27 protein-coding genes are annotated in these 23,429 nt (G+C 67.8%); 12 read left to right on the top strand and 15 right to left on the bottom strand.

All coding sequences use genetic code 11. The annotated features are described in order from the left end of the window. Positions 1-187: 187 nt before the first annotated feature. A complete protein-coding gene (locus tag MOQ72_RS05035) occupies positions 188-949 on the bottom strand; it encodes a TrmH family RNA methyltransferase (protein WP_242180872.1) in 762 nt (253 codons plus the stop codon). Positions 950-1,034: 85 nt separating this feature from the next. Here MOQ72_RS05035 and MOQ72_RS05030 point away from each other — a divergent pair, with 85 nt between their 5' ends. Beyond that, a complete protein-coding gene (locus MOQ72_RS05030) occupies positions 1,035-2,471 on the top strand; it encodes a WS/DGAT/MGAT family O-acyltransferase (RefSeq protein WP_242180871.1) in 1,437 nt (478 codons plus the stop codon). Further along, the gene (locus tag MOQ72_RS05025; RefSeq protein WP_242180870.1) at positions 2,468-2,971 is read left to right on the top strand and encodes a DUF6912 family protein; all 504 of its coding nucleotides are present in this window, start codon (positions 2,468-2,470) and stop codon (positions 2,969-2,971) included. The genes MOQ72_RS05030 and MOQ72_RS05025 overlap by 4 nt, the downstream gene beginning before the upstream one ends. Before the next feature lie 76 nt (positions 2,972-3,047). Here MOQ72_RS05025 and MOQ72_RS05020 read toward each other — a convergent pair whose 3' ends face one another. The 3 genes from MOQ72_RS05020 to aroA all read right to left on the bottom strand — a co-directional run bounded on the left by MOQ72_RS05020 (position 3,048) and on the right by aroA (position 6,767). Further along, on the bottom strand, positions 3,048-3,914 hold the full coding sequence (locus MOQ72_RS05020; RefSeq protein WP_242180869.1) for an SCO4651 family lipoprotein: 867 nt from the start codon (positions 3,912-3,914) through the stop codon (positions 3,048-3,050). Between the two features lie 557 nt (positions 3,915-4,471). Next, positions 4,472-5,479 carry a ribosome small subunit-dependent GTPase A gene (gene rsgA / locus MOQ72_RS05015; protein WP_242180868.1) on the bottom strand — a complete coding sequence of 336 codons (1,008 nt, stop codon included), beginning with the start codon at positions 5,477-5,479 and terminating at the stop codon, positions 4,472-4,474. Positions 5,480-5,498: 19 nt separating this feature from the next. Continuing rightward, entirely contained in the window at positions 5,499-6,767 is a 1,269-nt protein-coding gene (aroA, locus tag MOQ72_RS05010) for a 3-phosphoshikimate 1-carboxyvinyltransferase (protein WP_242180867.1), read from the bottom strand. Between the two features lie 138 nt (positions 6,768-6,905). On the opposite strand from aroA, the gene MOQ72_RS05005 reads away from it, so the two are divergent. From MOQ72_RS05005 to MOQ72_RS04995, 3 genes are read left to right on the top strand one after another with little or no spacing between them, the layout of a single operon-like run. Next, on the top strand, positions 6,906-7,670 hold the full coding sequence (locus MOQ72_RS05005; RefSeq protein WP_242180866.1) for an SOS response-associated peptidase: 765 nt from the start codon (positions 6,906-6,908) through the stop codon (positions 7,668-7,670). A 42-nt stretch (positions 7,671-7,712) separates the two neighbouring features. Next, a complete protein-coding gene (locus tag MOQ72_RS05000; RefSeq protein WP_242180865.1) occupies positions 7,713-8,429 on the top strand; it encodes an SOS response-associated peptidase in 717 nt (238 codons plus the stop codon). Beyond that, a complete protein-coding gene (locus tag MOQ72_RS04995) occupies positions 8,426-9,037 on the top strand; it encodes an alpha/beta hydrolase family protein (RefSeq protein ID WP_242180864.1) in 612 nt (203 codons plus the stop codon). Before MOQ72_RS05000 ends, MOQ72_RS04995 begins: the two co-directional genes overlap by 4 nt. 891 nt (positions 9,038-9,928) lie before the next feature. Here MOQ72_RS04995 and ybaK read toward each other — a convergent pair. Beyond that, the gene (ybaK, locus tag MOQ72_RS04990; protein WP_242180863.1) at positions 9,929-10,405 is read right to left on the bottom strand and encodes a Cys-tRNA(Pro) deacylase; all 477 of its coding nucleotides are present in this window, start codon (positions 10,403-10,405) and stop codon (positions 9,929-9,931) included. Between the two features lie 311 nt (positions 10,406-10,716). Here ybaK and MOQ72_RS04985 point away from each other — a divergent pair, with 311 nt between their 5' ends. Further along, positions 10,717-11,337 (top strand): sigma-70 family RNA polymerase sigma factor, encoded by a 621-nt coding sequence (locus MOQ72_RS04985; RefSeq protein ID WP_308197848.1) that lies wholly within the window; start codon positions 10,717-10,719, stop codon positions 11,335-11,337. Then, complete coding sequence (gene rsrA / locus MOQ72_RS04980) at positions 11,334-11,666, top strand: mycothiol system anti-sigma-R factor (protein ID WP_242180862.1); 333 nt, start codon at positions 11,334-11,336, stop codon at positions 11,664-11,666. The genes MOQ72_RS04985 and rsrA overlap by 4 nt, the downstream gene beginning before the upstream one ends. Positions 11,667-11,741: 75 nt before the next feature. Here the strand turns inward: rsrA and MOQ72_RS45530 are convergent, their stop codons facing one another. After that, entirely contained in the window at positions 11,742-11,819 is a 78-nt protein-coding gene (locus MOQ72_RS45530; RefSeq protein WP_371812874.1) for a 50S ribosomal protein bL37, read from the bottom strand. A 181-nt stretch (positions 11,820-12,000) separates the two neighbouring features. Between MOQ72_RS45530 and MOQ72_RS04975 the strand changes: the two genes are divergently transcribed. Continuing rightward, complete coding sequence (locus tag MOQ72_RS04975; protein WP_242180861.1) at positions 12,001-12,216, top strand: biotin/lipoyl-binding carrier protein; 216 nt, start codon at positions 12,001-12,003, stop codon at positions 12,214-12,216. 31 nt (positions 12,217-12,247) lie between these two features. Further along, entirely contained in the window at positions 12,248-13,741 is a 1,494-nt protein-coding gene (locus tag MOQ72_RS04970; protein WP_242180860.1) for a PAS domain-containing sensor histidine kinase, read from the top strand. A gap of 307 nt (positions 13,742-14,048) precedes the next feature. Here MOQ72_RS04970 and MOQ72_RS04965 read toward each other — a convergent pair whose 3' ends face one another. The 3 genes from MOQ72_RS04965 to MOQ72_RS04955 form a co-directional block, all read right to left on the bottom strand. Next, complete coding sequence (locus MOQ72_RS04965; RefSeq protein ID WP_010304783.1) at positions 14,049-14,303, bottom strand: WhiB family transcriptional regulator; 255 nt, start codon at positions 14,301-14,303, stop codon at positions 14,049-14,051. A 248-nt stretch (positions 14,304-14,551) separates the two neighbouring features. Further along, positions 14,552-15,478 carry a diacylglycerol/lipid kinase family protein gene (locus MOQ72_RS04960; RefSeq protein WP_242180859.1) on the bottom strand — a complete coding sequence of 309 codons (927 nt, stop codon included), beginning with the start codon at positions 15,476-15,478 and terminating at the stop codon, positions 14,552-14,554. A gap of 69 nt (positions 15,479-15,547) precedes the next feature. Further along, positions 15,548-15,793 (bottom strand): hypothetical protein, encoded by a 246-nt coding sequence (locus MOQ72_RS04955; protein ID WP_242180858.1) that lies wholly within the window; start codon positions 15,791-15,793, stop codon positions 15,548-15,550. 114 nt (positions 15,794-15,907) lie between these two features. On the opposite strand from MOQ72_RS04955, the gene MOQ72_RS04950 reads away from it, so the two are divergent. After that, positions 15,908-16,339, top strand: a complete 432-nt coding sequence (locus MOQ72_RS04950) for a hypothetical protein (RefSeq protein ID WP_242180857.1) — start codon at positions 15,908-15,910, stop codon at positions 16,337-16,339. Positions 16,340-16,416: 77 nt separating this feature from the next. Here MOQ72_RS04950 and MOQ72_RS04945 read toward each other — a convergent pair whose 3' ends face one another. From MOQ72_RS04945 to MOQ72_RS04930, 4 genes are all read right to left on the bottom strand, one after another. Beyond that, positions 16,417-16,884, bottom strand: coding sequence for a GNAT family N-acetyltransferase (locus MOQ72_RS04945; protein WP_242180856.1), 468 nt, complete (start codon positions 16,882-16,884; stop codon positions 16,417-16,419). A 61-nt stretch (positions 16,885-16,945) separates the two neighbouring features. Further along, on the bottom strand, positions 16,946-17,542 hold the full coding sequence (locus MOQ72_RS04940) for a histidine phosphatase family protein (RefSeq protein WP_242180855.1): 597 nt from the start codon (positions 17,540-17,542) through the stop codon (positions 16,946-16,948). Positions 17,543-17,561: 19 nt separating this feature from the next. Then, positions 17,562-18,188, bottom strand: a complete 627-nt coding sequence (locus tag MOQ72_RS04935) for a DJ-1/PfpI family protein (protein WP_242180854.1) — start codon at positions 18,186-18,188, stop codon at positions 17,562-17,564. 335 nt (positions 18,189-18,523) lie between these two features. Further along, positions 18,524-19,069, bottom strand: a complete 546-nt coding sequence (locus MOQ72_RS04930) for a TetR/AcrR family transcriptional regulator (RefSeq protein WP_242180853.1) — start codon at positions 19,067-19,069, stop codon at positions 18,524-18,526. Between the two features lie 127 nt (positions 19,070-19,196). Here MOQ72_RS04930 and MOQ72_RS04925 point away from each other — a divergent pair, with 127 nt between their 5' ends. Continuing rightward, a complete protein-coding gene (locus MOQ72_RS04925) occupies positions 19,197-19,634 on the top strand; it encodes a YybH family protein (protein ID WP_242180851.1) in 438 nt (145 codons plus the stop codon). A 145-nt stretch (positions 19,635-19,779) separates the two neighbouring features. On the opposite strand, the gene MOQ72_RS04920 is transcribed toward MOQ72_RS04925, so the two are convergent. After that, positions 19,780-21,063, bottom strand: coding sequence for a dicarboxylate/amino acid:cation symporter (locus MOQ72_RS04920; RefSeq protein WP_242180847.1), 1,284 nt, complete (start codon positions 21,061-21,063; stop codon positions 19,780-19,782). A gap of 185 nt (positions 21,064-21,248) precedes the next feature. Between MOQ72_RS04920 and cuyA the strand changes: the two genes are divergently transcribed. Further along, positions 21,249-22,256, top strand: coding sequence for a D-cysteate sulfo-lyase (cuyA, locus tag MOQ72_RS04915; protein ID WP_242180846.1), 1,008 nt, complete (start codon positions 21,249-21,251; stop codon positions 22,254-22,256). Between the two features lie 195 nt (positions 22,257-22,451). On the opposite strand, the gene MOQ72_RS04910 is transcribed toward cuyA, so the two are convergent. Then, the gene (locus tag MOQ72_RS04910; protein WP_242180844.1) at positions 22,452-23,411 is read right to left on the bottom strand and encodes a LysR family transcriptional regulator; all 960 of its coding nucleotides are present in this window, start codon (positions 23,409-23,411) and stop codon (positions 22,452-22,454) included. Positions 23,412-23,429: the final 18 nt, after the last annotated feature.

Raw genomic sequence — 23,429 nt, 5'->3', positions numbered from 1 at the left:
TAGCTAAGCTCCCCAGCGCTGATGGTACTGCACCCGCCAGGGTGTGGGAGAGTAAGACACCACCGACACACAACATGTAAGAGGCCCCTTTCCCTTCTGATCGCAGAAGGGAAAGGGGCCTCTTTTCGTTTGTCGTCGAGAAAAACTGAGGATATGGAAAAGGCGGGCCGGGTGGCCCGCCGACGGACTACGCGAGTTTGCGTCGGAGTAGTTCGAAGCACAGCACCGCCGCCGCACTGGCGACGTTGAGCGACTCCACATCGCCTGCCATCGGAATCGATACCGGCTGCGCGATCCAGGCCCGGACGTCTTCCGAAAGCCCAGCGGTCTCGTTGCCCAGGACGAACACCGCGCGCGACCCGAAGTCCGCGTCGAAGATGCTGTCCGCCGCGTTGGCCTCCAATGCGAACAACGGATACCCCGCCTCCCCCAACATTTCTGCTGCCTCGCCCGCGGTCCGGGTCCGCAGCACCGGGGCGTGAAAGGCCACCCCAGCCGATGCCTTGATGACCAGCGGATCGAGGCTGGCGACTCCTCGGTGCGGGACGACGATGCCGTCGATTCCGGCTGCTGTTGCGGTGCGCAGGATCATGCCCACGTTCGCCGGTGTCGTCAATCCGTCGAGCAGCAAGACGGTACGAGGTGCGTTCGCCGGATCTGCCAGTGCGTCTGCGAGCGGCCGCATCCTGCGCGCCACCACATCAGCCAACACACCCTGATCATGCCGCCCATTCCCCGCGAGCAACTTCACCCGGTTTGCGCTGGCCCGTTCGACTCGCACAGCGCGGTCGGCGGCGGCGTCCTTGATCTCCTCGATGACTGGTCCGCGCAGCCCCTCGGCGAGGAGCACCTTGTCCACCCGCAGGTTGTAGTCGGCCAACGCCTCCAGCACGGGTTTTCGCCCGTAAACGGTGACGAATCGATCTTTCGGGGAAGCTTCGCTGGTCACGCTGTCAAGTGTCACACGTGCCGCGCAGCGCGCCTCGACTGGAATCCCTCGGGATTGCGCGGGTTGGTGTGCCAGGATCGCGGTCATGTCCGATCGTCTCTCCGCCGCCGATGCGTCCTTCTTGTACCTGGAGGACTACACGACGCCGATGCACGTCGGCGGCGTCGCGGTGTTCCGCCGCCCCCGCACCGGGTTCGACTACGACAAGGTGTTGGCGTTGATCGACCGTCGGCTGGGCTTGGTGCCGCGCTACCGGCAACGTGTGATGCAGGTGCCGGGGAAACTGGCGCGCCCGGTGTGGGTGGACGATCAGGATTTCGACATCACCTACCACGTGCGCCGGTCGGCCCTGCCCAAGCCCGGCAACGATGACCAGTTGCACGACCTGGCCGCCCGACTGATGTCCCGCAAGCTCGACCACGCTCGGCCGCTGTGGGAGCTCTACCTGGTCGAGGGGCTGTCGAAGAACCGGGTCGCGGTTATCACCAAGACGCACCAGGCGATGGTGGACGGGATAGGCGCGATCGACATCGGGCAAGTGATCTTGGACGTGGAGCGCGATCGGGATGTCCCGGACGCCGACGACCTGTGGATGCCCCGCCCGGCGCCGAGCTTGGCGGAACTGGTGGTGGAGGCGATGACCGACGCCGTGCAACGGCCCGGTGAGGTGGTGGAGAACGTTCGGGCTGCTGCGGTGGACGCCACCGTGACGGTCCAGAAGTTCACCCGAGCGCTCGGCGGTGTCGCGTCGGTGCTGCGGACCGCAGTGGTTCCGGCGCCGAGCGGGCCGCTGAACGCGCCGACCTCGACCCAACGCCGTTTCGCGGTCGCGCGGGCGAAGCTCGACGACCTCCGCGCCGTCCGCCGGGCGCACGCCACCACGGTCAACGACGTGGTGCTGGCGGTGGTGACCGGCGCGCTGCGGAACTGGCTGCTGTCCCGCGGTGAGGTGGTGACGCCGTCGACGACCGTGCGCGCGATGGTGCCAGTCTCGGTTCGCTCCGACGATGCCGAGGCGCGAGCGACCTACCCGGAAACCGGGAGCCTGCCGGTCGGGTCGATCGGCAACAAGGTGTCGGCGTATCTGGTGGACCTGCCGGTGGGTGAGGGAAACCCCACGGTTCGGCTGCACCAGGTCAGCCATGCCATGCGCGCGCACGCGGAGTCCGGTCAGTCGGTCGCGGCCAGTGCGCTGGTCAAAGTGTCCGGGTTCGCCCCGCCGACGCTGCACGCGCTGGGCGCGCGGGTCGCCAACCAGTTCTCCGATCGACTGTTCAATGTGCTGGTGACCAACGTGCCCGGACCGCAGGTGCCGTTGTACGCGGCGGGAGCGAGGATGATGGAGATGTTCCCGGTGGTGCCGTTGGCCAAGAACCAGTCGTTGTCGGTCGGCGTGACCTCCTACGACGGTGGCGTGTACTTCGGGTTGAACGCGGATCGGGACGCGATGCCCGATGTGGACGTGTTGGCGGCGATGATCGGAGAAGCAGTGGACGAGATGATCGGGACGGTCGACGCATGAGGGTTTACCTGCCCGCCACGGTGCCGATGCTGCGGCAACTGGTGGACGACAAGCAGCTGCAGCCGTTGAGCGGGACCGCGTTCGCGTTGACCCCGTCGCTGCGCGAGTCCTATGCCAGCGGTGATACCGAAGAGCTGGAGTACGCGGCGATGCGGGAGGCCACCAGGGCGTCGCTGCGGTTGATCGCCGGTGACCTGGGTGCTGGCGAGAAGGTGGAGCTTCGGCGGGTGGTGATCTCCGCCGATGTCGATGACGTCACGCTGCGGCCAGATCTGGATCATGCGGTGGTGAAGGTGTCCGGGCCGGTGAGCTGGCAGCAGATCGCGGCGGTGCACGTGGATGCCACGGAAGCCGAGGAGGCGGTGCGCGCGGCAGCAGAGGTCATCGACGCGGCCGACCTCGGCGACCCGGATGCGGACTTCACCCTCGGCGAAGCCGAAGACCACGAACTGGCCTGGTACGCGCCGCAGGAAGTGCCCTTCCTGCTGGAACTGATGTAGCACGTCAGCGGCTTCCCCAGGGCCACGCCGGATCCCCTGAACTTAGCGGGTACCGTGCCGGGCGGGTGGCACGCCGTCAGCGCGGTGGTTGCTGGGCCCGCGGTGTGGCTTCTTGGAACACGCCGACTTGCTCGATCGGTGGGACGCGGATCTCGACAGGTGCTCCCCAGTCGCGATATGTCGAGGTCAGCGATACCTGCCCGGCCTGGGCGACTTCCTGGCTGGCGGCGAATCGGGTGGGAAGGCCGGATTCGTCCAGCCACAGCTGGTAACCGAGTTCCGGCTCGCCGGAATTGGCGACCTGGCGGAATCGGATCCGCTGCTGCGGGTCGGTGGCCACATCGGCCGCCTGCGCGGTGATGATCCGCAGTTCGTAGCGGGTGGTCGGTTTGCCGTCAACGGTGTCCGGTGCGCTGGCCTGGATCCGAGTGGCTGGCTCGACTCCCGTGAAGGTGGCTCGCGGGTCGATTGCCGCGTGCAGCTGGTCCAGCGTGGGGCTGAGGAGTCTGGAGCCGAAATCCATGCCATCGGGTGCGATCCGGAGCCACGATTTGTTCGGTTCCGGCGGCACCAACGGGGTTTTCAAGTAGCCGACGCCGTCCACGATAGACAGTTGCAGGTGCTGCGGCGGCTGGTTCTTGGCGGCCCGGGTGCGCCCGTCGAATGCGAGATCGGCCAACGATCCCTGGTAGCGGACAACGCCTTCCGCGGTCAGTTCACCTACCATGCCGAGACTTCCGCGCACACTGGTCCGCACGCTGCCCCGCTCGCTGATCTTGCCGATTACCTGCGACAACACGCCATCTGCGGCAGGACGCGGATCGGGGCGGGCGGCCATCAGAGCACTGGGGCGCGGGGGTTGCTCGGCGCTGCAGGCACCTAGCGTGGAGATCAGGGCGAGACCGGCGGACAACACCGCGGTCCTGATGTGGGCTCGTAGCATCAGGCGAGCTCCTCGGGCCGGTGGCGGCACTGTGCTCGTGCGGTTGCCCGCACGTCGTATCGGCCCGAACACGCAAGGAAAAAACGGCTCGTGCCGACCTCCGGGACACGCTAGCAACGATGTCTTGAGGCCACAGGGGACGATCGCTCCCCGTTCGGGGGAAACAAGCTTGCCGGTCCAGGCGGCGGAATCCCCTCGTCCTCGCGCTCGTCTTGCGTGGTGGTGCGACGTGACCGATTTCGTGCGAAATCGCCAATTGCGCCACCCGCGTCGGAAAGGCTCGCGCAGCGAATCTCGGTGGTCAGGCACTGAGAATCCGCAGCGGAGCAAGCTGTGTACATGGTCTGGGCGATTAGCTTGAATCCTCGCCCACCAGATCTGACGCGATCGCCGCGTTCACTTCGCCAACTCGGAACGGGATGACCGGATCACCCGTCGTGCAGCGAAAGGCTCATGAGGTGGCCCCGCGAGCTGCGGCGTCGCAGCGTCACAAGAACGCTGCTGCAAGCTCAAGCAGTTCCCTGTCCGGGCTGGCTCTCGTGGCGTGAGCTGGACGCTCAGAGCTCGTCGAGGCCCGCGCGGGAGCGCAGCAGGCGGCGCAGCGACGCGAGCTGTTCGACGTTGCCGCCGTCAGCCGCGTAGGTGTCCAGGTGGCAGTCGGGGTCGTCGGCGCCACCCAAATGTCCGCAGTTCGACGGGCATTCCTCGGCCGCTTCGGCGAATCCCTCGAACGCCGCGATCACGTCGTCGGCGGTGACGTGTGCCAGGCCGAACGAGCGGATCCCCGGCGTGTCCACCACCCAGCCCCGTCCGGACAGCGGAAGGGCGACCGCCGAGGTCGAGGTGTGTCGACCCTTGCCGACACCGCTGACTTCACCGGTGGCCCGGTCGGCGGCAGGCACCAGCCGGTTGACCAACGTGGACTTCCCCACCCCGGAGTGCCCCACCAGCGCGGACACCCGGTTGGCGAGCAGGCCGCGCAACTCATCCGGCTCGGCATCCAATCGAGTGATCGTGATGGGCATGTCCAAAGAGGAGTAGGTGTCGATCCATTCGCCGGGATCGGCGAGGTCGGCCTTGGTCAGGCACAGCACCGGGGTCAATCCGCCCGCGTAGGCGGCGACCAGGCAGCGGTCGATGAAGCCGGGGCGCGGCGGCGGATCGGCCAGCGCGGTCACGATGACCAACTGCTCGGCATTGGCGACCACGACCCGCTCGTAGGGGTCGGTGTCGTCGGCGGTGCGGCGCAGCACGCTGGTGCGATCGGCGATCCGCACGATCCGCGCCAGCGTGTCCTGCTTGCCGGAGGTGTCGCCGACCAGCTCGACCCGATCCCCGACCACCACTGGCGAACGGCCGAGCTCGCGTGCCCGCATGGCGGTGACCAGCCGGTCCGGGTTTCCACCCAGCGCGCACGTCCACCGGCCGCGGTCGACCGCGACGACCATCGCAGCGGCGGCGTCCGCGTGTTTGGGGCGCTGTTTGCTGCGCGGCCGGGTGCCCCGGCGTCCGGGGCGCACCCGCACATCCGACTCGTCCAGATCCCGCCAGCCGCGCTTGCGCATCAGACCGCCGCCTCCGGAGTCACATCGAATCCTCAAGCATCGCCGTCCACATCCCTGGGAAGTCGGGGATCGTCTTGTTGGTCGTCGCGATGTCCTCGACGACCACGCCGGGCACCTTCAGACCGAGGATCGCGCCAGCCGTGGCCATCCGGTGGTCAGCGTAGGAATGCCAGGTCCCGCCGGTAAGCGGCCGGGCCTCGATCAGCAGTCCGTCCTCGGTCTGCTCGACCGCACCGCCCAGTTTGTTCAGCTCGTTCTGCAGGGCGGCGAGCCGGTCGGTTTCGTGGCCGCGCAGGTGGGCGACACCGCGCAGCTGCGAGCGGCCGGGCGCGAGTGCGGCCAGCGTCGCGACAGTCGGGGTGAGTTCGCCGACGTCGTGCAGGTCGATGTCGATCGGGGCGAGTTCATCGGGGCCGGTGACGGTCAAGCCCCTCGCCGTGCGCTGCACCTCCGCACCCATCTGGCGGAGGATTTCCCGGATTGCGTCACCGGCTTGCGTGGTCTGCGCAGGCCAACCTGGCACGGTCACGGTGCCGCCGGTCGCCGCGGCGGCGGCCAGGAACGGGGTGGCGTTGGACAGATCGGGTTCGATCTCGACGTCGAATGCGCGGATCGGGCCCGCTGCGACCCGCCAGGTATTCGGCTCCGCATCGTCGACATCGGCGCCAGCAGCTCGCAGCATCGACACCGTCATGTCGATGTGCGGCAGCGACGGCACCGGCTTGCCCTGGTGGAGCAGCGTGACGCCCTGTTCGAACCGAGGGGCCGACAGCAGCAGTCCGGAGACGAACTGCGACGAGGCAGAGGCATCGATGGTGACCGGGCCACCGGCCAGCTTTCCGGTGCCGCGCACCTCGAACGGCAGGGCGTTGCCGTCGATGTCGGCGCCCAACTCGCGCAGTGCGTTGAGCATCGTGTCCAGCGGGCGCTGGCGGGCTTGCGCGTCGCCGTCGAAGACGATCCGGCCGACGGCCAATGCCGCGACGGGCGGCACGAACCGCATGACGGTGCCCGCCAGTCCGCACTCAACCTCCGCCGGTCCGTGCAGCGAGGTCGGCGTGACCTGCCACGATCCGTCCGGTCCGTCCTGCACCGCGACGCCCAGGGCGCCCAGCGCCCTGGCCATCAGCTCGGTGTCCCTGCTGCGCAGCGGCGCGCGCAGCGTAGATGGACCCTCGGCGAGCGCGGCGAGCACCAGGGCCCGGTTGGTGATGGACTTCGAACCGGGCACCGAGACGGTCGCACGCACTGCGCCGGAAGCGACGGGAGCAGGCCAGAGCTGGGTCATAGGGCAATGATCCCCCACCTGCCCCACCGAATTCAGCAGCGGGGGCAATCCGGCCACGCCGCTCGCCTGCGGCGATGCGGGCTGCGAGGATGAGGTCAACCAATCGCACCACTCCGAGGTGACGGAGGACAACCAGGCATGTGCGGCAGGTACGCCTCCACGAAGGATCCGGGCAAGCTCGCGGCGGAGTTCGCCGCACTCGACGCCACCGGCGGGGCCGCTCCGGGGGCCGACTTCAACGTCGCGCCGACCAAGGGCGTGCTCAGCGTCGTGCAGCGGCACCCCCGCGACGAGGCCGGTGAGCCGGACCTCGATCGAACCGAACGCAGCATCCGGGTGATGCGGTGGGGGCTGGTGCCGATGTGGGCCAAGGACAAGTCCATCGGCAACCGGATGATCAACGCCAAGTCGGAGACGGTGACCACCAAACCGGCTTTCCGCACCTCGATCAAGCGCTTTCGGTGTCTGCTACCCGCCGACGGTTGGTACGAGTGGACGCGCGACGGCGGCCGCAAGCAGCCGTTCTTCATGACCTCTCCGGATGGCTCCAGCCTCGCGATGGCTGGGATCTTCGCCACTTGGCACGATCCCCAGGTCGAGGACGCGCCCCCGCTGGTGACCTGCTCAGTGCTGACCACCAGCGCGATCGGACGGCTGACCGAAGTGCACGACCGGATGCCGTTGCTGATGCCGTCGACGGCCTGGGAACAGTGGCTCGACCCGGATCTCCAGGACGTCGCCGACCTTCTCGGCCCACCGCCGGGGGAGCTGATCGACGGCCTGGAGATCCGGCCCGTGTCGACGGCGGTCAACAACGTCCGCAACAACGGCGCCGAGCTCGTCGAACGCGTGTCGCTCGACGCCCAACCGCAGGCGGTAGGTTTGGACCAGGAAGCGACGTGAGTCGGTGCCGGACGTGACACAGGCGAACCGGGGTGAGTTCTGATGTGTGGTCGGTACGCCGTCCGGCAGGACCCGGCGGCGCTGGCCGAGGAGTTCGCGGCGGTGGATTGCACGGCCGGTGCGGTCGGAGCGGACTTCAACGTGACACCTACCAAGACGGTGCCGATCATCGTGCAACGCGGTACTGAACGCAGCCTGCGCCCGGTGCGTTGGGGACTGGTGCCGACCTGGGCGAAGGACCTCGGCAGCGGTCCGCCGATGATCAACGCACGCGCCGAGTCGATCACCACCAAACCGGCATTCGCGGATTCGGCGCGGCGTCGCCGTTGCCTGATGCCCGCCACCGGCTGGTACGAGTGGCGACCTGATGATCGGCGGCGGCAACCGTACCTGTGCACCCGAGGAGACGGCGCGACCCTGGCGATGGCTGCGGTGTTCTCCGCGTGGTGGGCGCCGGACTCCACGGACCAGCCGCTGGTGACCTGCGCGGTCGTAACCACCGATGCCGTTGGCGAACTGGCGGACATCCACCACCGCATGCCGCTGGTGCTACCGGAACACCGCTGGGCCGACTGGCTCGACCCGTACCGTTGCGAGATCGCCGACCTGCTGACGCCCGAACCGGATGTGCTCGACGAACTGGCGATCCACCCCGTTTCCACCGAGGTGAACAGCATGCGCAACAACCATCCGAAACTGCTGGAGCGGGTAGCACCAGCGCCCGAACCGGCCGAGCAAGTCGCGCTGTTCGAGTCATGACCAGAGTCGAGGTCGAGACGCCGCACGGCCCGGCAAGGGCCGAGCTGCACTGCGCGGAAGAGGGCCGCGCCGCCCTGCTGCTCGGCCACGGCGCGGGCGGCGGCATCGCCGCGCCCGACCTGGTCGCGGTGACCCGCGCCGCGACCGAAAGCGGCGTGCACGTGGCGCTGATCGAACAGCCCTACCGGGTGGCCGGTCGCAAGGCCCCGGCCCCGGCCAAGCAGCTCGACGCCGCCTGGCTCGCGGTCGTGGAGGATCTCGGCGAACGCTGGTTCGCGGATCTGCCGTTGATCTTCGGTGGCAGGTCCTCCGGCGCGCGGGTTGCCTGCCGCACCGCCGAGGTGGGAGCTGCGTCCGCCGTGTTGTGCCTGGCGTTCCCGCTGCACCCGCCAGGCAAGCCGGAGAAATCGCGGCTCGGGGAACTCGACGGAGTGGAAGCCCCGGTGTTGGTAGTGCAAGGTGATCGGGATGCCTTCGGCCAACCAGAGCCGTCGCACAACCGCGAGGTGGTGCTGGTACCTGGCGACCACTCGCTGAAAGCGGACGTCGACGCTGTCTTCCGCGCCGCCGAGGAGTGGCTCGGTCGAGTCCTCCGCCTCATCGACTAGCTGGTGCACGTCGCTGCACTTCGAAACTGCGGAACGTGTGCGCCTCTCAACTGCGCGCCATCGCTTTGAGCGTTCTTTCGTTGATGGTTGTGCTGACTACAACGTCCCAAGCACTACCGAATAGACCGGAGCCGCGGCACGGTCTCGGATGACGGCGGCGACGATCTCGACGATGCGGAGCGTCGGATGGGCTGCGGGCGCGGGCGGCGAACCCGGCACCGCTGGCGCCGCCAACGGCGGCGATTGATCGGCGAATGCTCTTGCCGACAACGCCAACACGGCCCCAAACAATTCAGTCCCGCCGTCCAAAGCAATCCGAATCCCACTCGCCTAAACCTCAGCGAACACGCCCTCCTCATCGACCGAAGCAAAGGGGCCGCCCCCACCCCCGAAGAACCCGCGACGACAGATGTGAGCAAGGGAACCTTCCTGTCACCGCGCGCAGGCGATCTGCGCAGCAAGGGAACCTTCCGGCCACAAGCGGTCGCATTCACCGATGCCGTGCAAGCAAGGGAACCTTCCTGTCAAAACCCAACCGCATCGTCAGGCCCGGCGGCAGCAAGGGAACCTTCCTGTCACATCCGCGACGTCGAGATCCTGAGCAGTGTGAGCATGGGAACCTTTCTGTCATCCGGCGACCGAACCGAGCTTCGGAGCCCGAGGCCCGATGAGGGCTCGGATGCCGTATCCGCTGCCGTCCGTATCGGCCGCGCAGCGCAGGCAGTTCGCCTCGGATTTGGTGTTCGCGCCGACTGCCTTTGAAAGGACCGGGTAGAAAGGTCCGCCCGGCTCTGCGTGCACCGCTGCTCTCCCACGCCTGCGGCGATGCGGGACAGGAAGCTCCGATCTGTTCGGAGTTGGGACCAGTCAGCGGGAGTGGTCCATGAACGGTCAGGCCGCGATGTCGGCGACGCGGGCTTCGAGCAGTCGCACCAGGTCGTCGGCCGCGAGCTCGATTTCCAGCCCTCGCCGCCCGGCGCTGCAGTAGATCGTGTCGAATCCGGTTGCCGACGTGTCGACCACCACCGGCAGGCGTTTCTTCTGGCCGAGCGGCGAGATCCCGCCCGCGATGTAGCCGGTGGCGCGTTCCGCGTCGGCGATCTCGGCCATCTTCGCCTTCTTGCCGCCAACGGCGGCTGCCAGCGCTTTGAGATCGAGCTGCCCGGTGACCGGGACCACGCCGACGGCGAGTTTCCCGTCGACCTCGGCGACCAGCGTCTTGAAAATCCGCTCCGGCGGCTGTCCAAGGGCCTCGGCCGCTTCCAACCCGTACGAGTCGGCCCGCGGATCGTGCTCGTACGCGTGGACCTGGTGCGGGATGCGTCGTTTGCTCAACAGCGCTGTCGCCGGAGTGCCCTTGCCTGCCATACGCGTCACTCTAGAAGGCCGGAATAACCGTCGATGCGGATCGCGTTGGACGGGTCGTGACGATGGATTCGACGACCACGTGCGTGCTGGACCGTCCTGACCGCGCGCCGCTGTCGACACAGGGTGAGGGCAGGACGGCGCGGGTATCCTCGAAGGCAGGCCATGCAAAAGATCGCATGGATTCGTCGCCTGTTGTCACCTCGTCCAGGCGGCGGGAAAGGAGCCCGGTGCCAAGCACCCCAGAGCACCCGGAGGCAACCGGGCGGCCCGGCGAGGCTGGGCGGCTCAGCACTGCCGACATCGAGCCGTCGATCGACTCCGCTGGAGCCGATCGCACGGACGAGAGCGATGAGCAGCGCGCGGCCCGCTTCGAACGGGACGCGATGCCGCTGCTGGACCAGCTCTACGGCGCGGCGCTGCGGATGACCCGCAACGCCCAGGATGCTGAGGACCTGGTCCAGGAGACCTACCTGAAGGCGTTCTCCGCGTTCAAGTCGTTCGCCCAGGGCACGAACCTCAAGGCGTGGCTGTACCGGATTCTGACCAACACGTACATCAACGGTTACCGCAAGCGTCAGCGGCAACCGCAGCAGCAGCCGACTGACGAGATCGCCGACTGGCAGCTCGCGCAGGCCGAGAACCACACCTCCAGCGGTTTGCGCTCGGCTGAGGTCGAGGCTCTTGACCGGTTGCCGGACAGCGACGTGAAAGCCGCCCTGCAACAGTTGGCGGAAGAGTTCCGCATGGTCGTCTACCTCGCGGACGTGGAAGGTTTCGCGTACAAGGAGATCGCCGAGATCATGGGCACGCCGATCGGCACGGTTATGTCGAGGCTGCACCGTGGTCGTCGGCAGCTGCGTGAGATGCTCACCGACGTCGCCCGTGATCGCGGCTTCTTGCGAGAGACCAAGCGGGAGGTGAGCACTTCATGAACTGCGGTGGGCCCGATGAGGCCTCCTGCGAGGACGTGCTCGCCGAGGTGTGGTTGTTCCTGGACAACGAGTGCGACCAGCAACGGCGCGCTGCCGTGCAACAGCATCTCGACAGTTGCGGGAGTTGCCTCGAACACTTCGGCATCGAAGAGCACATCAAGGCACTGCTGCACCGCAAGTGCAGCGGCGAGCACGCCCCGACGGAGCTGAAGGACCGGCTCCGGGCCTCCATTCGAGAGGCCGTGCTGCGGAAAGCGGACGTGACCGTCGAGCGCGGCCCGGAAGGAACCTCGGTGGAGGTACGGGCGAAACGAACCCCGGCGGAATGACCGCAATACGACGAATGGCCCCGGACCGCTCTGGTCCAGGGCCATTCGAGCTTTCGGCGGCTGGTGCCGTCGTATTCACGAACCGTTGGGGCGCTTGCCGTGGTTGGCCTTGTTCTTGCGCCGGTCCTTCTTCTTGCGGGCCCGCTTACCCATGGCCTCTCCCTCAAGTTCGGCTGTCCGACCAGTCCGGAGACCCCGGGGAGCATGCGCCCACCCGGTCTCCGCTGGGGTTTCAAGCGTCCAGTTTGACATGTCCACCACCTGCCGCCGATGGGTGGTTCCGGTCGTGGTTTCCTAAGCGTGGGCCCCGCGGGTCCGCGATGAGGAGGAAAGCATGGCCGAGGAGATCCGCGCCGAGATGGTCGCCAACGTGATGGCGGTGTCGGTCGCCGAAGGTGACTCGGTCAACGACGGAGCCTCGCTGGTGCTGTTGGAGTCCATGAAGATGGAGATCCCGGTGCTCAGCGAGGCGTCCGGCACGATCAGCACGCTCGCGGTCAAGCCAGGCGACGTGGTCCAGGAAGGCGATCTGATCGCGGTCGTCGAATGAGCGCGACCGCGCCGACTCCGAGGGGCCGACCTTGTCCACGCTGAGTGATCTGCTCGCCGAGCACACCGGATTGTCCGGTACCGCCGCCGACCACCTGCAACTCGTGGTCGCCGAGTGGCAGCTGCTGTCCGACCTGTCGTTCGCCGACTTCCTGCTCTGGGTTCCGATCGGCCCGCAGGACGCCCCGGAAAGCCGCTTCCTCTGTGTGGCGCAGGCGAGGCCGACGACCGCTCCCACGGCCCATCCGGAAGACGTGGTCGGTTCCGTGGTCACCCAGGACGAACATCCGCAGCTGCGGCGCGCCGCACTGGAAGGCCGGATCTGCCGCGAGGAGGACCCGCGCTGGCACCTCGGGGTTCCGGTGCGGCGCGAGACCATTCCCGTGCGGCTGGGAGACGAAATCGTCGCGGTGCTCAGCAGGGACACCAACCTGGCCGTGCCGCGGGTGCCGAGTCCGCTGGAGATCTCCTACCTGGGCAGCGCCGCCGACCTGTGCCAAATGGTCGCCGACGGTTCCTTCCCGACACCGGAGCCAGCGCCCGATGTGCACACCAGCCCGCGGGTCGGCGACGGTCTGATCCGCCTGGACAGCTCCGGGACAGTGGTGTTCGCCAGCCCCAACGCGCTGTCGGCCTACCACCGGATGGGGCACGCCGCGGACTTGGTCGGAGCGCAGCTGGCCCCGCTGACCCGGTCGCTGCTCAACGACCCGTTCGACGCCGACGAGGTCGCGCAACGCACCCGGCGGGCGGTGAGCGGGCAGCCCAGCATGCGCATCGAAGCCGAGGCACGCGGCGCGACAGTCCTGTTCCGCACCCTGCCGCTGCGGCCTCGCGGGCAGGCGGCGGGCGCGCTGGTGCTGGTGCGCGACGTCACCGAGGTAAAGCGCCGGGATCGCGCGCTGATGTCGAAGGACGCGACGATCCGCGAGATCCATCACCGGGTCAAGAACAATCTGCAGACGGTGGCCGCGCTGCTGCGGTTGCAGGCGCGGCGCACCGGCAACAACGAGGCGCGGCTCGCGTTGGACGAGTCGGTACGCCGCGTGACGTCGATCGCGTTGGTGCACGAGACGCTTTCGATGTCGGTGGACGAGCGGGTGGATCTGGATGACGTGGTCGACCGCGTCATCCCGATGATGAGTGATGTCGCTGCGGCGGAGACCGGGGTGAAGGTGCGCCGCGAGGGACGTTTCGGGGTCGTGTCGGCCGAGCTGGCCACGCCGTTGGTGATGGTGCTCACCGAATTGGTGCAGAACGCTTTTGAACACGCCTTCCCGGAAGGGCAGGGCGGTGAAGTGGTCGTGCAGGCGGAGCGTTCGGCGCGTTGGCTGGACGTCGTCATCTCCGATGACGGTCGCGGCTTGCCGAAGGGTTTCTCCCTCGAACGCGCCGAACGCCTCGGCCTGCAGATCGTGCGGACCCTCGTGGAATCCGAACTCCGAGGGTCATTGAGCTTGCGCGGTCGCGGTCGGCAACGCGGTACCGAGGCGGTCTTGCGGGTGCCTCTGAAGTACCGGCGCTGACGTCGCCCCGTTGGTCGGGCCCCGTTGGTCGGGCACCGCGCTGGTGCGTCGATCTAGTGGTGACACGCCGATCGAGTCGGGTGGCGTGTCGCGGCCGATCGGGTCGGGTTTCCCGGGGCCGTCAGCTCATCGAAGTCGAGAGCTTGACGGGTCCTGCCGGGGCCGACATCGACGCGGATCGGCCGGGGGTCTCGTCGGGGCTTGTCGGTTGTCAGATGCGATGGCCGTTCGTTCGACCGGGGCGAAAACGTGCGGTCGGCCACCGGGGGTGTGACCGACCCGACACGTTTTCAGCGAGCTGCCCGACTCAGGCGTTGGTGCGAGCCCGGGTGCGAGCGTTGCGCCGCTTGAGCGCACGCCGCTCGTCTTCGCTCATACCGCCCCAGACGCCAGCGTCCTGCCCGCTCTCCAGTGCCCAGGCCAGGCACTCGGAGGCGACCGGACAACGGCGGCAAACGGCCTTCGCCTCGGCGATCTGCAGCACAGCAGGACCGCTGTTCCCAACGGGGAAGAACAGCTCCGGGTCCTCGTCACGGCAAACCGCACGGTGGCGCCAGTCCATCGTTCCTTGCTCCTCGCTAGGCGCGCCCACGCGCGCCGCTCGTTTCGTTCGGGGTGTTTGTGAATGCTTTCACGGAGTCCGTGTGCTTGTGAATGCTTTCACGAACTGCCGCGATGTCAAGAGTTCGATCTCGCGTGGTGAGAGAACTCACCTGAAAGATCGATAGGACTTGACCAGGGGTTTCGGTCTGTCATCGGTCGCAGGCGGGGGTCGCGAGCCAATAACTACGTTCATCCGTTACGAGAAGGTTATACAGCGACGCGGACAGCATCCGGGACGGAGAAGAACTCGATCGCCGAACGCTCGCCCAGGCAATCGCCGTCGACCTGCAGGCGCAACGGCTCCGTACAGGTTACGCGGAGATACCCCACGTCTGCACGCTGAATTGAGTTTCTTGAGTGTGGTTTCGCTCTACCGCGTAGCATCTGCGCTACATGTTGTAACACAGGGTAAGCATTCATGTTGTGCGGCGCGAAGACGCCCAGGCCGGTATCGAAGCTGGTCTCCGGGCTCATGCGGACCGGGCGAGACCCGAGATACGTCCACGGATCAGTGTTCGAAACGAACACGCTGTGTAGTCTATCGATTGGTTTTTCGTCACCAATTCGCAAGCTGATCAACGGCTCGCGATGCGCCATGCGGAAGTAACAGCTCAGCGCGGTGCGGGCGTACAGGGCGGGAGTCACATTCCGGCCGCGGGAGCGTTGCCGCTCGACCTCGGCGACGACCTCGGCATCCCAACCGACGCCTGCGTTGAAGGTGAACCAGCGGTCGTCGGCTTTGCCGAGGCCCACCCACCGGCCACTGCCGTCGGCCACCGCCCGCAACAGCCGGTGGGTGGCCTCGACCGGGTCCTTGGGCAGACCGAGCGCGCGGGCGAAGACGTTCGCGGAACCGCCCGGCACCACACCCAGCGTCGGCATCGTCTTCTCGCCCGGCTCGCCAGCCGAGAACATGCCGTTGACCACTTCGTTCACCGTGCCATCGCCGCCGTGCGCGATCAGCAGGTCGACGCCGTCCTCGACGGCCGCCCGCGCGGTGTCGGCGGCATGGCCCCAGTGCTGCGTTTCAACGACGTCCAGCTTCAGCTCGCTGGCCAGCGCATGGGCGATCACGTCCCGGCCAGCCGCAGTCGTGGACGTCGCCTGCGGGTTGACGACGAGTACGGCGCGCACAACCCGAAGCCTAGGCGAGGCCGATGGCACCCGATGCACCGTCCGGTGTTCTGCGGCGTCGGGCCGCGTTCAGTTCTCCCGGAGCGCCCCCTTCCGCGGTGAGTCGCACAGGGATCGGCTGACGTGCCCGATCGCGGTGGGATCGGCAGGCTGAGACACCAGGAACGGGTGCGCCGTGCCGTTGACTGCCACCGGGTACCGGCGGACTTCGGATGCGCAACCCCGGAGCGCATCCGATCGTCGTCCACCAGCGCGGGCCGGGCACACGGCGGATCGCCAGGACACCCCGACGCCCGCGACCGCCGCTCCAGCCATGAGTCGATCATTGCGCGTGACCCCGGCCGCAGCCATGCGGCGTTCGGGCGGTATTACCATCGAGAGCGCATACGCAGAGTCACGATTTCATTTCTTGGGAAGGCGACGACGACCGTGTCGACCGAAGTTGTCCCGCGCACCGTGCGAATCGCAGGTGTCCTGACCACGTTGCAAGCGGTGGCCGGACTGATCTTCGTCGGGGCGCTGCTGGTGCGCGGCACTGCCACCGACCTCGGCGGGGTGGGACAACTGGAGCGCGGCGAAACCTACGGCGAAGCCGGGTACTACGCGCTGCTGGCCGCCGGAGTGCTGGCCGCGGGCATCGGGCTGTGGAAGGGGAAGCACTGGGCGCGCACTCCTGCCCTGCTGTTGCAGCTGTTGCTGCTGGGCACCGCGTGGTACGCGTTCGGGCCGTCCGGGCAGCCCGTGATCGCGTTGGTGATCGCGGTGCCCGCCATCGCCGTGCTGTGGTTCCTGTTCAACCGCGAGGGACGGGCCTGGGCGTTTTACGCGAGCACCGCCCCGGACGCGGATCGAGACGACTGAGCGCGCATCTCCGCAGCAGCGTGGGCAAGAGCAGTCCACAAGGGACCTTTCCGCGGCGCCAGTCCCCGGCGGCGCGTTCAGGAGCTGAACGCGCGCAGTGCGTCACCAGTGAGTCGGTACACGGTCCACTCGTCCATCGGGATCGCACCGGCCGCCTTGTAGAAATTGATCGACGGCTCGTTCCAGTTCAGCACGGACCATTCCAGCCGCGCGTAACCACGCTGCACGCACTCCCGCGCCAAAGCCTGCAGCAACGCCTTGCCGAGGCCGGAACCGCGATGCTCCGGTCGGACGTACAGGTCTTCCAGGTAGATGCCGTGCACGCCCTCCCAGGTCGAGAAGTTGAGGAACCACAGGGACAGACCCACGACCGCACCGTCCACTTCGGCCACGTGGCCGAACAGTGCCGGGGCGGGGCCGAACAGGGCGTCCAGCAGTTGCTGCTCGGTCAGGTGGCACTGGTCCGGCGCCTTCTCGTAACGCGCGAGTTCGTGGACCAACTCCACCATGGCGGGCACGTCAGCTCTCATCGCCCGACGGATCATCGACACCTCCACAAGACTTGCCGTGCCGCCCAAGGGTATTCGCCGCGCGGGATTCATCCGGTCAGCCGTGTTGCCACGGCGGGATGTTGGACCGCTCCACCTGCGGTACGCCCCGCTCGTGGCCGAGCACCGTGATACCCGCCGGATCCAGCGCGAAGTGCACCCCCGAAGTGGTCGGCAAACCCAGCCAGCGGGCGATCAGGCAGCGGCTGAAGTGACCGTGACCCACCAGCGCCACATCGGCGTCCGTGTCCTGGATGCGGGCCAGCAGCTTGTCGGCGCGCACCGTGACATCCGCCGCTGTTTCGCCACCGGGGCAGGAGTGCGTCCACACCGTCCAGCCCGGCACCTTCTCGCGGATCTGCGCAGTCGTCAGGCCCTCGTAGTCGCCGTAGTCCCACTCCGCGAGCAGCGGTTCGGTGACGACGTCCGCGAGTCCGGCGAGCGTCGCGGTGCGCTGCGCGCGCTGCCGCGGGCTCGCCAGCACGACGACCGGCCCGGCCGGGCGCAACGCGGAAAGCGTCTGCCCGGCCTGCCGGGCCCGCAGTTCACCTTCGACGGTCAGCGGGATGTCGGAACGGCTGGTGTGCTGGCCGGTCTTGGACCACTCGGTGGTGCCGTGCCGGAGGACGTAAACGCGGTGCTCATCCTGTGCCACGGCGTCGAGCGTAACCGTGCTAAGCAGCGGCTACTCTTTCGCGCACGGCGGCTACCACCGCCGGGTCAGCCTTCTCGGGCGATCCGCAGTCCATCGGCGGTTGCGGGTCGTATTCCATGACCAACTGGATGAACTCACCCGTCTCCCGGCCCCACATCTCAGCCGCCAACGACAGCCCCATGTCGATGCCCGCGGACACCCCTGCGGCGGTAACCACCTTCTCGTCGAAGACCACTCGCTCAGTGGCGACCTCGGCGCCCAGTGCCGCCAGCGTCTCGCGCAGCGTCCAGTGCGTCGTCGCGCGCCTGCCAGCGAGGATCCCGGCCTTCGCCAGCAGCAGGGAACCAGTGCACACCGAGGTCGTCCACGTCGTGCGCGGGTGCACGGCGGCCAGCCAGGAGATAACCGCCGTGTTGTCCAGCGCTGGGCGCCAACCCGAGCCGCCGGGGACGACCACGATGTCAGGTCGGGTGAGTTCGGCGAAGGTCGCCGTCGGCTGGACCGGCAGCCCGGCGTCGCAGCGCACGACATCCCGCGTCGCCGCGACGAAGTGCGGGGTGACCTCCGGATGTGCGGCCAATGCCTCGTACGGCCCGACCAGGTCCAGGGCGGTGAAGCGGTCGTAGAGCACGAATGCGATGTCCATGACGATCTCCTCCTCGTCTTGCGGCGTGAAAACGATCCCTGCGGCAGTTGGGCGGCACGCCCAGCTGCCGCAGGAAGGCGTGCCGCATGGTTTCGGCGCTGGCCGGAACCGGAGCGCCGGGCAATGCCGGTTTCGAGCATCAGGCGGACGGCTGCTACGCCGGACCGCTCGACGTACGGCCGGGGCTGGTGCCGACTTCCGTGGTGAACAGGCGGGTGAAGTTCCACATGCTGAACTGCGACTTCATGCCTGGCCACGCAATCGAGCGTGGCCGCTTCGGTGGATGTCCTCAAGGACGAGTACCCCGCTGATTGGGACCAGAGCGGGGCATCGGGTCAGCGGGCGGCGACTCCGTTGAGCAGGACTTCCGCCGCGAGGCGCCAGTCGGTGCCAGCCGAGATCGCCGCCGACAGACCGACCATGAAGCCGTGGTACGCCTCGGCGGTGACCTCCGCGCGGATCACCCCGGAGTGGCGGGCCCGGTCGATCAGTTCGGCCAGCTTGCGCTCGAAGATGCTCTCGTCACCGGCGGCCGGTTTCGGCGGCAGATCCCGGAATGCCTCGCGCAGGCCCGCGTCCCGGCTCATGGCTTCAGCGGTGCTGCGGACGTTGTCGGCGACTGCTTCCCACGGGTCCGGGACGGCCAGCGCCCGGTCGAGGTTGGCAGCTCGTTCAGTCGCCCACTCCTGCACCAGCGCCGCGACGAGCGCTTGTTTCGTCGGGAAGTTCCGGTAGAGCGTGCCGACTCCCACGCCTGCCCGGCGCGCGATCGGTTCCATCTGCACGCCCGAACCCTCCTCGGCGAACGACTGCCGAGCGGCGTCCAGGATCCGATCGCGGTTGCGGCGGGCATCGGAGCGCAACGGGCGTTCAGCTTCCATGCCCGCAGCGTAACCCAACCGGAATCCAGGTTCCGAAATAGCTTGACGTGATGTTGGTACTACGGGCAGTATTGGGAATCGAAGTTCCGGTTCCGGTTCCGAGTTTGGTTTCAAGGAGGAGATCGAGATGAGTGCGAGTGATGTTCGGGTGGCGGTGCGTCAGCTCATGTCGGCGGCCAACCGCCTCGATCTTGATGGGTTCGTCGGGATGTTCCAGCGCGACGCGGACTTCCACAATCCGATCGGGATGGTCTTGCAGGGCCGTGCCGAGATCCGCGCGCTGCACGAGAAGCTGTATTCGTCGGACCCACCACCGGGTTTCCCGACGTTCGCCAACGTCAGGTCGAGCGGCGAAATCCGGGCTGTTCGGCTCGTGGGTGACGGCGTGGCGATCGCCGATTGGGCCTGGCGGCAACAAGGTGCGCAAGCCGATGGCTCGGAGTGGCCGTCGCGATCGGGAACCACCACGACGGTGTGGAGCCGGGACGGGGACGCGCGCTGGCGAGTGGTGGCCTGGCGGGACAAGGACTTTCCGGCGGGGTACCGGCGACCACCCGGGTACTAGCGGCACCTGACTTCGGTCGTGGCGGAGCAGGACTACCTGGGGCAGTTGGGCACGGCTGGTCTGACCGTCCACGTCGCGGCCACCGGCGTCGCGCCGGTTCAGCCGGGTGGCACCCCGGTCGGTGTCCGCGTACGGGGTTCGGTGGCTATGCCGTCACCTCTTCCTTCGGTCGCCTGAACAGCCCCTCGGACTTCGCGATCACGAGCGTGGCCAGCGAATTGCCAGCCACGTTCAGGCCCGTGCGCGCCATGTCGACCACGAAATCGACGGCGAGCAGGATGGCGACTCCCTCCGCGGGCAGACCGATGACCGCGGACGCCGAGAACAGCACGACGATCGCGGCCGAAGGCACCCCGGCTATTCCCTTGGTCAGCAACATCAGCACCAGCAACATGGTGAGCAGCTGGGGAATCGTCAGCTCCACCCCGTAGGCGTGCGCGAGGAAGACCACCGCGAGCGCCTCGTACATCGTGGCGCCGTCGGCGTTGAAGGAGTACCCGAGTGGAAGGGAGAACGATGACACCGTTCGGTCAACACCGAACCCGTCCAGCCGCCGGATCAGCGGGGCGAGCACGACCTCCGCGCTGCGCGTCAGGAACGACAGCAGCAGGAGGTCCGCGACGGCTCGCAGCATCGGCACGTACGGAACGCGGAAGATGGCCGCGATGATGGGGAACAGCACGACGAGCACCACGATGGCCGCGCCGTAGAAGACCGCGACGAACATGACCAGCTTCAGCACCAAGTCCCACCCGTAGTGCGCGGTGTTGTAGGCCACGAAGGACACCACGGCGAGCGGGGTGAGCCTGACGACCCAGGCGATCACCTGGAACATCGCGTCAGCGATGCCGTCCAGGACGGTGATCACGGGCTTGGCCTTGTCGCCGATCTTGGTCAGCGCCAATCCGAGGAACACCGCGAAGAAGAGGATCGCCAGCAGGTCTCCCTCTCCCAGCGCGGCGAACACGTTCTCCGGGATGATGTTGAGGAACAGGGACGGCAGGTCCATCGACCGCTGGATGTTGTCGGTGTTCGCGGGAGCCAGTGAGTGGAGGTTCGCGCCTCTTCCTATTCCGGTGGCGAAGGCGACGAAGAGGGTCACGATCAGGATTACCGTGGTGACGATCTCGAAGTACAGCAACGCCTTCACTGCCAGCCGTCCCACCGCCCGCACCGATTCCAGGCGCGCGATCGACACGACGATCAGCGGGAAGATCAGCGGAACGATGCTCATCTCGATCAGCCGGATGAACCCGTCGCCGACGATCTTCAGGTGCTCGCTGAACGACGGGGCGGCGAAGCCCAGCACGGCTCCGACAACGAGGGCGACGAGCACTTGGACGCCCAACGGCGGCATGGACAGCCGTCGGCGGCGCTCGGGACCGTCACCAGAGCCGGGTGGTGCCGCGGTCGCGTTTGGATCCTCCATACGCAGCACGTCCTCTCGCAACGGTTCGACAGGGGGATGGCTTTGGAAGTGTGCGACCCGATCAACGAACTGGCGGCACCTCATGCGTCATGTGCATGACCGTTGCCGGGCCGCCAGCGCCCGCCGAACGCTGATCGAATACCGGAGAACCGCGCCCTTACAACCGCAGACGAGGCGATGGCTGAATGGTCCAGGTTGCACGTTTTGATCGATTCCCGCTGGGGCATTTCCCGACGGCGCTTGAGCCGATGGACCGCCTGACAGCACACCTGCGGGAACACCACGCAAAGGTGCCAAACCTGTGGATCAAACGCGACGACTGCACAGGACTGGCGACCGGGGGCAACAAGACGCGGAAGCTGGAGTTCCTGGTGGGTGAAGCGGTCCGGCAGGGGGCCGATGTGCTCATCACGCAAGGAGCGACCCAGTCGAACCACGCCCGCCAGACCGCCGCCGCGGCAGCGCGTGCGGGGATGGACTGCAAGCTGTTGCTTGAGAAACGCCAGGCGCGCGACGAGGAGTACGAGCTCTCCGGCAACGTGCTCCTCGACGACCTGCTCGGCGCCGAGATCGTCGAACGGGTTCCGGCCGGAACCGACATGCAGCAGGCGATGGAGCTGCTCGCCGACGACCTGCGTGCGAACGGCAAGCGGCCGTACGTGATCCCGGGCGGCGGCTCGAACCCGTTGGGAGCGGTGGGATACGTCGTGTGCGCGCAGGAGTTGGAGTCCGCTTCGATCGCGGTCGACTGGGTCGTGCACGGCACCGGCAGTTCTGGAACGCAGGCTGGGCTCGTCGCGGGGTTTCGCGCGATGCGCAGCCCGGCCCAGGTGCTCGGGATCAGCGTGCGGCAGTCCGCGGAAGCCCAGATAGACGCGGTCTTCGGCCTAGCCGAGCGCACGGCGGCCCTCATCGGCGCCGATGGAGTGGTCGCCAGGGAGGACGTGCTGGTGGACGACCGCTGGGTCGGTGCGGGGTATGGCATGCCGACTGCCGCGATGGTCGAGGCGGTCCGGCTCGTCGCGTCGACCGAAGGCGTCCTGCTCGATCCCGTGTACTCGGGCAAGGGCTTCGCTGGCCTGCTGGGCAACATCGCAGACGGCCGTTTCGCCGTGTCGGACAACGTGGTGTTCCTGCACACCGGGGGCAGCGCTGGCCTTTTCGGATACCGCTCGGCCTTTGAGCGCAGCTGAACGCGCGGCACGGCAGCCGCCGCGTTGGCAGCTGGGCGGATCCAACCCCGACCGTACCCGGCGATGCTGGCCGTCCAGCGGTAGTTGCGGGGCGGCTGCATTGCCTTGCCACACCGCACACCCCTGCTCGATCGGCGCAGGGACACCGGCGCCGCAACCAGCACGCGGACTTGGTGCGGCTGCGGTAGGGAGTCTCTACCAGGACCGGCTGGGCCGCGCGTACGTCGCGACGCAGCCGTGCGCCGCCGGGTAGGCACTCTTCTCGGCGAGTCCGGCCGCGCTGTGCCACACGGTGGCCACGCGCCGCGGCATCCGCTCGCGCCGCGCCCGGTACAGGCGGATTTCCAGCTCGGCTGACAGGGACGCGCCGCCGACCTGCCGCAGCGTGCCAGCGGCGACGCCGGGAGCCGCGAGGTCGTCGGGCAGCCACCCGACGCCCATGCCCGCGTACACGAGCGAGGCCAGCGCCGACGTCAAGTCGCTCTGGACGATCGGAGAGAGGTGCAGGTCATGCCCAGCCAGCAGCCGATCGGTGACACGACCCAGAAATGCGCCTTGCCCGTGCAACACCACCGGCACGGGATCGCTCGCGGTGCCGGGCAGGGTGAAGTCCACTTGCCCGGCGGTCACCGAGGAGTACGGCGCCAGCCGGTCCGTGGCCACTGCGAGCCACTCGGCCTCGGTGTCCGGGACGGCTGGCGGGCCAGCCGGATCAGCGTAGGCGAGCAGCAGGTCGCAGCCTCCGTGCAGCAGCATGTCGTAGCCGTCGAGGGTGTCGGCGGGCAGCAGCGAGCACGGCACCGCCCGTTGATCACCGAAGCGTGCCCACCACGCGGGGAAGAACGTCGTCGCCAACGTGTGCGTCGCCGCGATCCGGACGGCGCCCCGTGGCGTTCGCTGTCGTCCGCGGATCTCCTCGCGGATCGCACCGAGCCCGGCCATGGTCTGGATCGCGCTCGCCCGCACCTTCGCCCCGGCCGGGGTCAGCGCCACGGGGAAGGTCGACCGGTCCACCAGCGCGCCGCCGAACCACAGCTCCAGCGCGCGGATCCGGCGACTGAACGCGGGCTGGCTGATGTGCTGGGCCGCGGCGGCCCGAGTGAAGCTCTCGTGCTCGGCCAGCGCCAGAAAGCTCTCCAGCCAACCGATGTCCACGGGCGCAGCCTAATACCG

It is taken from the genome of Saccharopolyspora soli, assembly GCF_022678645.1.
Lineage (GTDB): Bacteria > Actinomycetota > Actinomycetes > Mycobacteriales > Pseudonocardiaceae > Saccharopolyspora > Saccharopolyspora soli.
The sequence above is the reverse complement of the archived record's forward strand: the minus strand, read 5'-3'. Positions and strand labels throughout refer to the sequence as shown.